At 68.8% G+C, this 12,799-nt stretch carries 13 protein-coding genes; 8 read left to right on the forward strand and 5 right to left on the reverse strand.

Annotated elements, in window-relative coordinates; translation table 11 throughout:
* Positions 1-42: 42 nt before the first annotated feature.
* Entirely contained in the window at positions 43-633 is a 591-nt protein-coding gene (locus BJ988_RS28550) for a uracil-DNA glycosylase family protein (protein WP_179661171.1), read from the reverse strand.
* A gap of 90 nt (positions 634-723) precedes the next feature.
* On the opposite strand from BJ988_RS28550, the gene BJ988_RS28555 reads away from it, so the two are divergent.
* The 4 genes from BJ988_RS28555 (at position 724) to BJ988_RS28570 (ending at position 4,513) form a co-directional block, all read left to right on the forward strand.
* Positions 724-1,266: a hypothetical protein gene (locus BJ988_RS28555; RefSeq protein ID WP_179661172.1), complete on the forward strand. Its 543-nt coding sequence runs from the start codon at positions 724-726 to the stop codon at positions 1,264-1,266.
* Between the two features lie 10 nt (positions 1,267-1,276).
* Positions 1,277-2,524, forward strand: a complete 1,248-nt coding sequence (locus tag BJ988_RS28560; protein ID WP_179661173.1) for a DNA methyltransferase — start codon at positions 1,277-1,279, stop codon at positions 2,522-2,524.
* A gap of 50 nt (positions 2,525-2,574) precedes the next feature.
* Complete coding sequence (locus BJ988_RS28565) at positions 2,575-3,225, forward strand: HNH endonuclease family protein (protein WP_179661174.1); 651 nt, start codon at positions 2,575-2,577, stop codon at positions 3,223-3,225.
* 172 nt (positions 3,226-3,397) lie between these two features.
* Positions 3,398-4,513: an FUSC family protein gene (locus BJ988_RS28570; RefSeq protein WP_179661175.1), complete on the forward strand. Its 1,116-nt coding sequence runs from the start codon at positions 3,398-3,400 to the stop codon at positions 4,511-4,513.
* Positions 4,514-4,522: 9 nt separating this feature from the next.
* On the opposite strand, the gene BJ988_RS28575 is transcribed toward BJ988_RS28570, so the two are convergent.
* On the reverse strand, positions 4,523-5,650 hold the full coding sequence (locus BJ988_RS28575; RefSeq protein WP_179661176.1) for a glutamate--cysteine ligase: 1,128 nt from the start codon (positions 5,648-5,650) through the stop codon (positions 4,523-4,525).
* 82 nt (positions 5,651-5,732) lie between these two features.
* Here BJ988_RS28575 and BJ988_RS28580 point away from each other — a divergent pair, with 82 nt between their 5' ends.
* Positions 5,733-7,076, forward strand: a complete 1,344-nt coding sequence (locus BJ988_RS28580) for a threonine/serine exporter family protein (protein WP_343051823.1) — start codon at positions 5,733-5,735, stop codon at positions 7,074-7,076.
* Positions 7,077-7,078: 2 nt separating this feature from the next.
* Here BJ988_RS28580 and BJ988_RS28585 read toward each other — a convergent pair whose 3' ends face one another.
* The 3 genes from BJ988_RS28585 to BJ988_RS28595 are packed head-to-tail and all read right to left on the reverse strand — an operon-like array spanning position 7,079 to position 10,019.
* Positions 7,079-7,603: a ribonuclease FAU-1 family protein gene (locus BJ988_RS28585; protein ID WP_179661177.1), complete on the reverse strand. Its 525-nt coding sequence runs from the start codon at positions 7,601-7,603 to the stop codon at positions 7,079-7,081.
* Between the two features lie 29 nt (positions 7,604-7,632).
* Complete coding sequence (locus tag BJ988_RS28590; RefSeq protein WP_179661178.1) at positions 7,633-8,469, reverse strand: SDR family NAD(P)-dependent oxidoreductase; 837 nt, start codon at positions 8,467-8,469, stop codon at positions 7,633-7,635.
* Positions 8,466-10,019 carry a flavin-containing monooxygenase gene (locus BJ988_RS28595; protein ID WP_179661179.1) on the reverse strand — a complete coding sequence of 518 codons (1,554 nt, stop codon included), beginning with the start codon at positions 10,017-10,019 and terminating at the stop codon, positions 8,466-8,468. Before BJ988_RS28595 ends, BJ988_RS28590 begins: the two co-directional genes overlap by 4 nt.
* A gap of 49 nt (positions 10,020-10,068) precedes the next feature.
* Between BJ988_RS28595 and BJ988_RS28600 the strand changes: the two genes are divergently transcribed.
* From BJ988_RS28600 to BJ988_RS28610, 3 genes are all read left to right on the forward strand, one after another.
* Positions 10,069-10,656, forward strand: a complete 588-nt coding sequence (locus BJ988_RS28600) for a TetR/AcrR family transcriptional regulator (protein ID WP_246321602.1) — start codon at positions 10,069-10,071, stop codon at positions 10,654-10,656.
* Positions 10,657-10,897: 241 nt separating this feature from the next.
* On the forward strand, positions 10,898-11,461 hold the full coding sequence (locus BJ988_RS28605) for a sigma-70 family RNA polymerase sigma factor (RefSeq protein WP_179661181.1): 564 nt from the start codon (positions 10,898-10,900) through the stop codon (positions 11,459-11,461).
* Positions 11,461-12,729, forward strand: a complete 1,269-nt coding sequence (locus tag BJ988_RS28610) for a hypothetical protein (RefSeq protein WP_179661182.1) — start codon at positions 11,461-11,463, stop codon at positions 12,727-12,729. The genes BJ988_RS28605 and BJ988_RS28610 overlap by 1 nt, the downstream gene beginning before the upstream one ends.
* Positions 12,730-12,799 lie beyond the last annotated feature (70 nt).

The raw sequence follows: 12,799 nt of genomic DNA on the forward strand, positions 1-12,799 counted from the left end.
GAGTGACGCCTCGGCCGACGGGGGTGACGCCTCGGCGGGGGGTCAGAGCAGGCCGGCGGCGCGGGCCGCCTCGGCGTAGGCGGCGGCCAGGGTCGGGACGGTCTCGTGGGCGTTGAGGCCCGACGGGTTCGGTACGACCCAGAGCTCGGAGCCGGCGAGCGGCTCCGGCTGGCGGCCCTGCTTGGCCTTGGGGCGGTTGAAGGCGGTCCGGTACGCGGTGATCCCGGCGATCGCGACGACGTCCGGGCCTTTCTGTGTGGCCAGCCGCCGTGCGACCAGGGAGAACAGCTCGGCGCCGCCCTCCTTGAGCTCGGTGTTGGTGAGCTCGGAGGCCTTGGCGGTGGCGCGGCGGACGATGTTGGTGAAGCCGATGCCGCGCGCTCGGAAGTAGTCGCGGTCCTCCGCCGTCATGCCCGCAGAGGCGTCGATGGGGCGGTTGGTGATCCCGGCGCGGAAGATCGCCGGATAGAACCGGTTGAGCGGATGCGCGAAGTGGGTCTGTGTCGCCGCGGTCCACAGGCCGGGGTTGATGCCGACGAAGAGGAGGCGCAGGGGCTGGTCGTCTGCGGGAAGAAGATCGGGGACCGAGGCGCCGTAGTAGGTCTGGAGCTCGGCCTGGGTGAAGCGGGCCACGCCGTGATCTTCCCATCCGCGCGGCTGCCCAGATGGTGGGGCCCGCCTGTCGGGGTGCAACAGCTTGGTGCCGCGGGGAGTATTTGAGATATGCACCCCAAGCGTCTTCTCCCACTCGCACTCGCTGCGACGGCGCTCCTGGTCGCGGCCTGCGGCACTCCCGAGGAAGCGACGGACCCAGGGGCCTCGCCCTCGGCCTCCGCGCCGGCGTCGTCTCCGCCGCCCAAGCCGAAGCCACAGCCGGAGCCGTCCCGCCCGCCGAGCTCGGAGAAGCCCGTCCGCGGCATCGTCTCCGCAGGTGGCGCGGCCGAGGGCAGTCTGGAGACGACCGCGACCCCGCTTCCGGACAAGGCCGCCATCGAGGCGTACGCCGCCACTCTCGGGAGCTCGCTCCAGGCTCCGTTCACCACGAAGGCGACCACGCTGCTCGCGCACGTCCCGGCCGGCCAGCGGCTCTATGCCCAGTCCGTCTACGACGGCTGCGAGTCCCCGGACCCGGCGACGATCACGGCCCGTACGACCGGGAGCGACGTCATCCTCGACGTCGCGCCGCCGAAGGGGACCAAGATCCAGTGCCTGGTCGCCGAGCGGTCGGTCGCGCTGCTATCCGCTCAAGAGGCGCCGGTCGGCTAACGTTCCCCGCGTGAGGGAGCCGTGGAACACGTTCGTCGAGGGCGACAACCTCGATGTGCTCCGGGCGCTCGCGAAGGTGGGGGAGAAGTTCGACCTGATCTACATCGACCCGCCTTACAACACGGGCAGCCTCTTCGCCTACCACGACGACCGGCGTGGCGAGGACGGCCGCCGGGCGGGCCGCCACGATGCCTGGGTCGCGATGATGAGGCCGCGGCTCGAGGCGGCGAGCGCCGTCATGTCGGACCGCGCGGCGATCTACGTCTCCATCGACGACAACGAGGCCGCCCATCTGAAGGTCCTGATGGACGAGGTCTTCGACGAGCGCAACCGGATCGCGCAGATCGTGGTCAACCTCAACCCGAAGGGCCGCCAGCTCGGCAACGGGTTCGCGACCTCCCACGAGTATCTGCTGGTCTATGCCAAGGACGCCCGGTCCTGCGCACTGGAGTCGAGCATCCCCGACGCCGTCAACGAGCGGGACTTCCCGCTGGTCACCGACGACGGGCGCCACTACCGGCGGCTGCCGCTGCGCAACACCAACAAGAAGTTCAATCCGGCGACCGCCAAGTCGCTCCACTTCCCGCTGTGGGGTGATCCTGATTCCGGTCGCGTCGCCGTCGAGTCGTTCGCCGGTGCTCAGGAGATCTGGCCGGTCTTCGGTGACGGTCGCCCGGCCGTCTGGCGGTGGAGCGCCCCGCTGATCGCGGCCCGTCCCGACGACCTGATGTGCCGTCGCGTACGCGGGAAGCTGGGGGAGCGGGTCGACATCTATCAGCGCGACTGGCTCTCCCGCGATGCCTCCGGCGAAGCGAGGCGCAAGAAGCTCACCACGATCTGGATGGCGGAGGAGATCGGCTCGACGGACTCCGCCGTCGCGGAGCTGAAGTCGCTGGTGGGGCCGCTGTTCGAGTCGCCGAAGCCCACCGGTCTGATCAGGCGGATCCTGGCCACGATGCCGCTCGACGCGAGGGTCCTCGACTTCTTCGCCGGTTCCGGGACCACCGGCCATGCGGTCGCGCTGGCCAACGTGGAGGACGGGGCGCGGCGTACGTGCTGGTCCGTCCAGATCGCCGAGGCGACCCGGCCCGGCTCGAACGCGGCCAAGGCGGAGATGGCCTGCGTCTCCGACATCACCCGCGCGCGACTGCGGGCCGTGGTCGCCGCCCATGGGAACGGCGGCGCGCAGGGGTTGGTCGAGCGTGGCCTGGGTGAACTTCTCGAGACATCTGGTAACGCCGTTACACAGGGTGCGTAAAACGGGGCATCGTCAGGGGGCGACCGAACACCTCACCTCGGGAGCCCCCCATGAAACTCCGTGGCCTGTTCATCCTCGCCTGCGGCGCCCTCGTGCCGCTCACGACTCCGGCGGCAGCACACGCCGAGTCCTACTCCCAGTCGCTCACGACCGCGATCGGCGACCTGCCCGTCGCGGCCGAGAACCGCACCGGCTACAGCCGTGACCTCTTCCAGCACTGGATCGACGCCGACGGCGACGGCTGCAGCACTCGCAACGAGGTGCTGATCGAGGAGGCCGACGAGGCCCCCACGGTCGGCTCCGGCTGCTCGCTGTCGGGCGGACGCTGGTACTCCTACTACGACGGTCTCTCCTGGACCGCGACCAGCGACGTCGACATCGACCACATGGTCCCGCTCGCCGAGGCCTGGGACTCCGGGGCCCGCACCTGGACCTCGACCGAGCGCCGCGCCTATGCCAACGACCTCGGCTACTACGGCTCGCTGGTCGGCGTCACCGACAACGAGAACCAGGAGAAGTCCGACGCCGATCCCGCCGGGTGGATGCCCGACCTCCAGAAGTGTCGCTACCTCAAGGAGTACGTCTCGGTGAAGATCAGGTGGGGTCTCTCCGTCGACAGCACCGAGAGGTCGGCCCTCACCGATCTCACCTCCGCCAACGGCTGCGGCAACCAGGCCGTCTCGGTGACCCTCGCCCGCTGACCCAGACCTGCCGAGACGTCACTACGGTCGGCCGAGACGTCACTACGGTCGGCCGAGTGGGCACCGCCGTGCCCACTCGACCGACGCGAGTGACGTCTCGGCCAGCGGGGGTGACGTCTCGGCCGACGCGAGTGACGTCTCGGCGGGTGCCTGGACCGATAGAATCCCGGCCATGGCGTTCACTGCTCCACGAGTCTCCCGTGAGCAGATGCGCTCCGACGTACGCCGCCGGCTGGCGCGGTTGAAGTCGAAGCGGTGGCACGTGGTGCAGGCCGCCGGGGCGGCCGGGGCGGCGTGGTTCATCGCCGCCGGCCTGCTCGGCCACGTCCAACCCGTCTTCGCGCCGATCGCGGCGGTGGTCAGCCTCGGCACCTCCTACGGGCAGCGGCTGCGGCGCGTCACGGAAGTGACCATCGGGGTCGCGCTCGGGGTCTTCCTGGGCGACGTCGTGGTCCAGGTCATCGGCGAGGGCGCCTGGCAGATGACCCTGGTGGTCGCGATGGCGATGGCGGTGGGCATCTTCATCTCCTCCGGCCAGGTCTTCCGCAACCAGGCCGCGGTCCAGTCGATCTTCGTGATGGGTCTGCTGCCGACGCCCGGTGCGGCGTTCACGCGCTGGACCGATGCGCTGATCGGTGGTGCGGTCGCGCTCGTGGCCGCCTCGATCGTGCCCGCCGCGCCGCTGCGGCGACCCGGCGAGCAGGCGGCCGTCGTGGCCAAGAAGATCGCCTCGCTGCTGCGTGCCGCCGGCCAGGTGATGCTCGACGCGGACGCCGTCCACGGACTGAAGGTGCTCGCCGACGCGCGTGCCACCGACCCGCTGATCCGCGAGCTGCAGGACGCCTCCGACGAGGGCATGTCGGTGCTGGCCGTCTCGCCGTTCCGGTTTCGACATCGCAGCCATGTGCATCGGATGGCCGAGCTCGTCGAACCGCTCGACCGCGCGCTGCGGAGCACACGTGTGCTGGTCCGGCGGGCGGCGGTCTCGGCCTACCGCGGGGACGTGGTGCCGGAGAGCTACTACCAGCTGGCCTTCGGGCTCGCAGACGCCGTCGACGTCGTCGAGGCCGAGCTGGCCGCGGGCCGAAGTCCGGACGGGCTGAGTCACGAGTCCAGATCGGTGCTGCTGGCGATCGGTGAGCACTCGGCCGAGGTGGAGCGTACGGAATCGCTCAATGCCGAGGTCATCCTCGTCCAGATCAGGTCGATCATCGTCGACCTGCTCGGGGTCACCGGGATGGGGCAGTTCGAGGCGACCGACGCCCTGCCGCCGCTGCCACCGCGCTGACCCGGTCTCTCAGATCGACCCGCGCAGGTCACGTACGACCGAGTCGACCACCGCGACCAGGTCGCCCCCGGTGGACGCGGCGATGGCGCGTTGTCGCTGGTAGGAGGCGCCTTTGTGGATGATGTCGCGCACCCCGGCGAGCTGCTTCTCGCAGCCGAGACGCGCGGCCACCGGCTCCAGTCGCACCAGCAGGTCGTTGAGGTCGTCGGTGACCGGCCTCTCCTCGGAGGCGCCGTTGAGGATCACGATCGCGTCCAGGCCGTAGCGGGCGGCGCGCCACTTGTTCTCCTGGACGTGCCACGGCGGCATCGTGGCCACGGGCTCTCCGGCCGCGACCCGGGCATCCAGGTCGACACAGAGGCAGTGCGCCAGCGCGGCGATCGCGGCCAGCTCCTGGAGGGTGGCGACGCCGTCGCAGATCCGGTTCTCGATGGTGCCGAGCCGGGGCGAGGGCCGGATGTCCCAGCGGATCTCGCTGATGTCGTCGATCACGCCCGTGGTCGTCTGGTCCGAGACGTACGCCTCGAACTCCTCCCACGCCGCGAACTGGAACGGCAGCCCGGCCGTCGGCAGCTGCTGGAACATCAGGGCCCGGTTGGAGGCGTAGCCGGTGTCCTCGCCGGCCCAGATGGGCGACGACGCCGACAGCGCCTGGAAGTGGGGGTAGTAGGTCAGCAGGCCGTTGAGCACCGGCAGCACACGCTCGCGCGACGGCATCCCGACGTGCACGTGCACGCCCCAGATCAGCATCTGGCGTCCCCACCACTGGGTGCGGTCGATCAGCTCCTGGTAGCGATGCCCGGCGGAGAGCTCCTGCGTGGTCCAGGACGCGAACGGGTGGGTCCCGGCGCCGAAGAGGTCCACGCCGAGGTCGTCGCCGGCGCTCACGACTCCGGTGGTCGTCTCCCGGATCTGGTCGATCGCCTCCTCGACGCTCTCGCAGACCCCGGTGACGATCTCCACGGTGTTGCGCAGCAGCTCCTTGTGGATCCGCTCGGGGTTGGGAACCCGCGCCTTGGCCCGGGCGAAGAGGTGGTCGGCGACGTTGACCAGGTCCCTGGTCTCGCGGTCGACGAGCGCGAGCTCCCACTCGACGCCGAGCGTCGGCCGGGGCGAGGGATGGAAGTCGATCCGCATGTATTGAGCGTTCCTTGAGCGGGCGTGTTTGTCGAGCACCGTGGATGCCTGTCGTTCACCGGCTGAATGGCACCCTTTGACGGTGGATGCGCGCGAGGTGAGCCTGACTCTGGACTTCTGTCTCCGTGTCGGCGAGCTGTTGATCTCGACCGGCGCCGGGGCAGCCGACGTGACCGCGACGATGAGGTCGCTCGCCCAGCATCTGGGCCTTCGTGAGGCCGAGGTCGACGTCACCTACACCAGCCTCTCGATGAGCTACCAGGGCGATCCAGAGGCGATCCCGGTGCACACCACTCGCCAGGTCAAGCACCGCACCATCGACTACGACCACCTGACCGCCGTCGACCACCTGGTCCGCCAGGTCGTACGCGACGAGGTGGACCTCCAGGGCGCCCGGATCGCGCTCGGTCGGATCATCTCCGGCGGCCACCGCCGGCCGCGCTGGGCCGTGACGCTCGGCATGGCGACGATGGCCGCGGCATTCACGGTCTACGTCGGCGGTCAGGTCGGCGTCGTCGTCCTCGCCTTCATCTCCGGTGCCACGATCGACCAGCTGCAGCACTACCTCCACCGTCGCTGGCGGCTGCCGCTCTTCTACCTGCAGGTCGCCGGCGCCGGCGTGGCCACGTTGCTGGCGGTCGTCGCCGCCGCGCTGCCGCTGGAGCTGGACGTCTCCACCTCCATCACCGCCAACATCACCGTGATGCTGGCCGGCATCAGCTTCATGGGTGCCCTGCAGGATGCGCTCACGGGCTTCCATGTCACCGCCAGCGCCCGGATCCTGGAGGCGCTGGTCTCCACTGCGGGGATCATCGCCGGGGTCACCGGTGGACTCGTGTTCGCGGGCGCGGTCGGCGTGCCGATCAGCGGAGCCGTGGCCAGCAACGTCAGCTCGCTGCAGTCGATCACCCTGGCGACCGTGGGCGGTGCGGTCGGCGCCGCGGCCTTCGCGTACGCGGCGTACGCGCCCAAGCGGACGCTGGCGCCGATCGCGGTCATCGCCGCTGTCGCCGTGGTCCTGTCGATGGTCGTCCCCGGAGACATCGGACGGACGTGGCGGGTGACGGTGGCCGCCCTCTTCATCGGTCTGATCGCCTACTCGGTCGCTACCCGGCTGAAGGTGCCGCCGCTGGTCATCGTGGTCTCCTCGGTCGTGCCGTTCCTCCCCGGCTACTCGATCTACCGCGGGCTCACCATGCTCGCCCAGGAGACTCCGGCGACCACCTCGGTCGGCCTGGTCGCGCTCTTCACCGCCGCCTCCGTCGCGTTGGCGCTCGCCTCCGGCGTCTACCTGGGCGAGTTCATCGCCCAGCCGCTCAGCCGCCGGTCGTGGCGCATCGAGACGCGCCTGTCCGGGCCGCGTCTGGTCGGTCCGCTGCGGAGGGAACGAACCGCTCCGGCGTCGGCGACAGAGCCCGACTCATAGGCTCATAGTCCGGCGAGCACCTCGAACCAGCGCTCCGGGGTCGCGTCGTACGGAGCCTGGCTCTCCTTGACCGCGAGATAGACGCGCTCGGCGGAGTCCTCGGTCATCGAGATGATCTCGGGCGGGTAGCCGTACTCGATCTGGTGGTGCTCGAACTCGTCCTGGTCGTCGATGTAGACCGAGCCGTCGAACTTCTTGACGACGTCGAGGTCCAGGTCGATGCAGGTGACCGTCGAGTCCTGCCATACCGGCGGGGTGCACATGTCGACGTAGATCTGCGAGCTGATCTTTCCGTTGGGCCGGTTGAACGCCGGAAAGTGGGCCGCGTCGTGGTGGGGGACCAGGGTGACCGAGTCCCAGTCGGCGACCCAGCCTCGCCCGGGGCGGGCGAACTCGGTGCCGACCGGGTGGCCGATCCACTCGCCGTGCTCGTCCTCACCGAGGTAGAGCCCGTCGAAGGACCAGTGAGGCCGGCCACCCCACTTCGTGAACTCGACACGAACAGGATGACCGGCCTCGAAGCGCATGGCGCTCAGTCTAGGAGGGCGGGCTGGCTTCAGCCGTTCTTCTTCGGCATCACGTACTTGGCCCCCAGTGCGATGAGGTCCTGGTAGCGCGAGCCGGTGAACTTGCCGAAGTTGTGGATCACGTGGGCGTCGAGGCCGACCAGCACGCGGGCCTGCTTCTTCTCGATGCCCTTGACGATGATCTCGGCGGCGCGGGCCGGCTCCATCTTGGCGAGCTTCTCGTCGAAGAACTTCGCGGTCGCGGCCTGGTCGTCCTTGGCCGAGACGCGGGCGCTGCGGGCGACCGCGGTCTTGATGCCGCCGGGGTGGACCGAGGTGACGCCGACGTTGTGACCGTCGATCAGCATCTCCTCGCGCAGCGCCTCGGTGAAGCCACGCACCGCGTACTTGGCGGCGTTGTAGAAGGCCTGGTCGGGCATGGAGACCAGCCCGAACAGCGAGGAGATGTTCACGATGTGCGCGTCGCCGGACTCGATCAGGGCCGGCAGGAAGAACTTCGTGCCGTGCACGACGCCCCACCAGTCGATGCCCATGATCCAGTCGATGTCCTCCCAGTCGAGGTCGTTGACCCGACCGGAGAGCGCGACGCCGGCGTTGTTGATCACCACGTTGACCGTGCCGAAGTGGGCGATGACACCCTCGGCGTACGTCTTGAAGGCCTCTCGGTCGGCCACGTCGAGCTTGTTCGACTTGATCCCGCGGGCGCCGGCCTGCTTGGCGAGCTCGACGGTCTCGGCCAGGCCGGCCTCGTCGACGTCGGAGAGCGCCAGTCGGGCGCCGCGGCCGGCGAGGTTGACCGCGAGGGCGCGGCCGATCCCGGATCCGGCTCCGGTGAGTACGACTACCTTGTCGTCGAAGGACTTCATGCGGGGACACTCTCCTCATTGGTGGTCGAGACCGTTGGGCTCGTCGAGACCGTCGGGCCTGTCGGGGCCGCGGTGACGACGTACTTGTCGACGTCGAACTTGCTGGTCAGGTGGCGGAACAGGAACGTGAAGGTGGGCCACAGGGTGGTGTTGCGGCCGTGCTCGTCGAGATACCACGACGCGCACCCGCCCTCGGACCAGACCGTGTTCGCCATCTTGCGCTGCAGGTCGTCGTTCCACGCCGAGGTGGCGTCCTCGGTGGGCTCGACCGCGGCGTAGGCGTTGGTGCGCATGGTGCGGATCGCGTCGCGGACGTAGGCCACCTGCGACTCGATCATGTAGACCATCGAGGAGTGGCCCAGGCCGGTGTTGGGGCCGACGATGAAGAAGAGGTTGGGGAACTCGGGGACCGTGGTGCCCTTGTAGGCGCTCATCCCGGTCTCCGTGAACCGCTCCGCCATCGTGCGGCCCTTGCTGCCGGTGAGGGTGTGGGCGATCGGGAGGTCGGTGGTGTAGAAACCGGTCGCCACGACGAGGACGTCGATCTCGCGGGTCGCACCGTCCTTGGCGACGATCGCGTTCTCGCTCACCCGGGCGATGCCGTCGGTGATCAGGTCGACGTTGTCGGCGGCCAATGCCGGGTAGTAGGCGTTGGAGATCAGCGTGCGCTTGCAGCCGAGCGTGTAGTCCGGGGTGACCTTGCGGCGCAGCTCGGGGTCCTTGATGCCGCGGCGGATGTTGTTCTGCGCCATCAGCTGGTGGGCCAGGGTGAGCTTCGGCTGGACGGCGAGGCCGAGGACACGGACCTCGAGGCCCCAGTAGACGGCCGCGCGGGCGAGCCGCTGGACACCGGGGACGTGGCGGAAGGCGGCCTTCTCGAGCTTGGAGTAGCGGTGCTCGTTGCGGGGGAGCACCCATGGCGCGGTGCGCTGGTAGACGTCGACGCGCGCGGCCTTCTTCTGGATCTCCGGGACGATCTGGATCGCGCTCGCGCCGGTGCCGATCACGGCGACGCGCTTTCCGGCGAGGTCGATGTCGTGGTTCCACTGCGCGGAGTGGAAGATCTCGCCCTGGAAGCCTTCGATGCCCTCGATCTCGGGCAGCTTCGGCTCGCTGAGGGCGCCGGGGCCGGCGATCAGGGTGGTCGCTGCGTACGTCTTCTTGCCGGTCTTGCCTTCGGTCTCGACGAGCCAGCGCTGTCGGGTCTCGTCCCAGGTCGCGGCGGTCATCGCGGTGTCGAAGACGAAGCGGTCCAGGGTGCCCGAGCTCTCGGCGACCTTCTTGATGTACGCCTCGATCTCCGGCTGGGGCGAGAAGCTCATCGACCAGTCGGGGTTGAGCGCGAAGGAGTAGCTGTAGAGCTGGCTGGGCACGTCGCAGGCGGCACCGGGATAGGTGTTGTCGCGCCAGGTGCCACCGACGCCGGAGCCCTTCTCGATGACGACGAAGTCACGCTCGCCGTCCTCTTCGAGCTTGATCGCCGCGCACAGGCCTCCGAAGCCGGCACCGACGATCAGGTGGTCGACGGGGATGAGGTCAGCAGTGGTCATACTTCGAGTATGTCTTGCTTATTGAACAGATGTCAATAGGATGGATGGCATGAGTCAACGGACGAGACTGACGCCCGAGCAACGCCGTGAGCAGCTGCTCGACCTGGGCGTTCGTCTCTTCGCGATCAACTCCCTCGATGAGATCTCCATCGACGTGGTGGCGCGTGAGGCAGGCATCTCTCGCGGCCTCCTCTACCACTACTTCGGCGACAAGATGGCCTTCCGTGAGGCGGTCGTGCGCCGTGCTGCCGAGGCGCTCGTCGCCCAGACCGCGCCGCCGGAGACAGGGGAGCCGGTCGAGCGCCTGCTGGCGTCGATGACCGCATATGTGGACTTCGTCGACGCCAACTACGAGGGGTACGTCTCGATGGTCCGCGGCGCCGCGAGCGACCCGGTCCTGCGCGCGATCTACGACGAGGCCTTCGGCGCTCTCGGGGCCCGGATCTTCGAGGCGAACGTCGACTTCGTCACCGACAGTCCTGCCGCCCGGCTGATCGTCAGGGGTTGGCAGGCGATGTCGGAGGAGATGGTGCTCTCGTGGAAGGCCGACTCCGCGGGTCTGTCTCGTGAGGAGCTGCTGGGTGTGCTGGCAGGGTCGTTGCCGGTGCTGCTGGAGCTGCTGGGCGGGGCGGGGTAGCGGTAGGTCGCGGGAGCTGTAACACGTCGTTCGTAGGACTATCCGGTCGTTCAGATAGGGCGAGTAGTCCTACGAACGACGTGTTACACGACACGCGCACACCCAGGAGGGTGTTCGTTATGCTCCGCGGGCCAGGCACGCAGCTGACGGCCGACAAAGGTGCACCCGAAGTTGGAACCCCTCCGGGCGCACCGGACATAGAGGGTGCGTGAGAGGTAGTGAGTCCCAGAGCCTCGGGCTCGTGGTGACGGAGAACGACAGCGGTCTGGCGGAGCGTCTGCGCCGGGGCGATCACGAGGCGATGGCGGAGCTGTTCGCGCGCTATGCGGACCCGGTCTACAACTTCTGCTTCCGTCGCGTGGCCTCCTGGAACCTCGCCGAGGACGTGATGTCCCAGGCGTTCCTGGAGGTCTGGCGGGTGCGAGAGCGGGCCGTGGCCTACGACGGCTCGCTGATGCCGTGGCTCTACACGGTCGCCGAGAACGTCTGCCGCAACGCCACCCGTGGTGCCCGCCGGCAGAACGCGCTGGCGGGCAGGTTGCAGCTGGTGCGGCTCGACGACGCCGAGGACCATGCGGACGGAGTCGTACGCCGCCTCGACGAGGAGCGCCGGATGTCCGAGCTCCTCGCGGCGGTCGACCGGCTCAGCCGTAAGGACCGTCAGATCCTGATGCTCATCGCCTGGGACGGCCTCTCGTATCTGCAAGTTGCCCAGGCTCTCGACATTCCCGTCGGGACCGTACGCAGCCGGCTCTCCCGCGCACGCAAGCGGGTCGCCGCGCTCATGGGTGAAGGGGCGAAGTGATGACCGGAATTCCTGAACGCAGTCTGCGCCCCCATGTGAAGGCGCGGCGAGAGGCGGAGCTGATGCAGGCGATCTCGCAGGAGAGTCGTACGAAGAAGTGGATGATGCCCGTCGCTGCTGCCGCCGCGGTGGCGGTCATGGCGGCCGGGGGTGTTGTGGTCGCCCAGGGCACATCGTTGCTGAGGGGCGACGAGCAGGCCGCAGGTCCGCCGGAGAAGTCGGGGGAGACGTCGGCGAAGCCGTCGCCGGTGCCCGACCGGGTGGTTGCCCCGGTGAAGGCCCCTGGGGGTGACGTGATGGATCTGTGGCCAGCGGCCTTCAACGGCTTCGGTGGCTCGTGGTCTCGCGACCTCCCGGTGCTGCAGAAGTACCGAGACGTCCTCGCCGAGCACCTGGATCCCACAGGGCAGCATCTCGACAAGACTGTCTCCAACGCTCAGGGTGGCGAGGCCCACAGCGGGCGCACCATCGGTACGAAGCTGGGGTGGAGCGTCGAAGACGAGGACGGTCTCGGGATGGTTCAGCTGGCTGTCGGGTCCAGTTGGGACGGAGTCGGCCTTCTGTGCGAGGACCCCAGTTGGACCTGTGAGGACGTCGACCACCCAGGGGTGAAGGTGGCGAGAGTCGCGACGACGCATGATGGCGCGCGCATCTATGCCGTCGAGCGCTCCGACGGGACGGTCGTCGCGATCACGCTTGCCTCGCTGTTCGGCAACAACTCGTCGATTCCCGTCTCCGGTATCGACCTCGGGCAGAAGAAAGCCCTGGCGGCCGCAGCCGATCCCCGGCTGATCGTCCCGGAGCTGGATGTTCCGCCTGCGGTCGACGCCAAGGAGCTGGGCAGGATCGCACGGAAGACGCTGGTCCCGCCCGGAACCCCGGCGAAGTGGTTCGACGGCATGCCGTCACGCTTCGACCACGAGGCGTACGTCGCTCTGACCGACGTCAAGAAGGACACGGACGGCTACTCCGGTGGGGAGCCGGGCCTTGTCGAAGTGCGGCTGGAGGAGACGCTCAACCCGATTCAGATGGACAAGGCGTGCCGCCGCGCCGACTACAAGCGCTGCATCATCCGCACCGTCGACGGCAACGAGGTCTTCATCGGGCTCGGCAAGAAGCGCCGCTGGATGGGCAAGCCCGCTGACCCGGTGAACCTGGTCGTCTTCCAGGGCCCCGTCTACACCGTCAGCGTCTACGGCGACGCCACGATCCCGGTGGACCGCGCCGTCGACTTCGTACTCGACCAGAGGTGGCAGCCGAAGGGCTGAGCGATGGGCTGAGGGCCGACTCCGCGGCTTCGGGGCCGGGGAGCGACAAGGAGCTGTAACACGTCGTTCG

This window comes from Nocardioides panzhihuensis (assembly GCF_013408335.1).
Lineage (GTDB): Bacteria > Actinomycetota > Actinomycetes > Propionibacteriales > Nocardioidaceae > Nocardioides > Nocardioides panzhihuensis.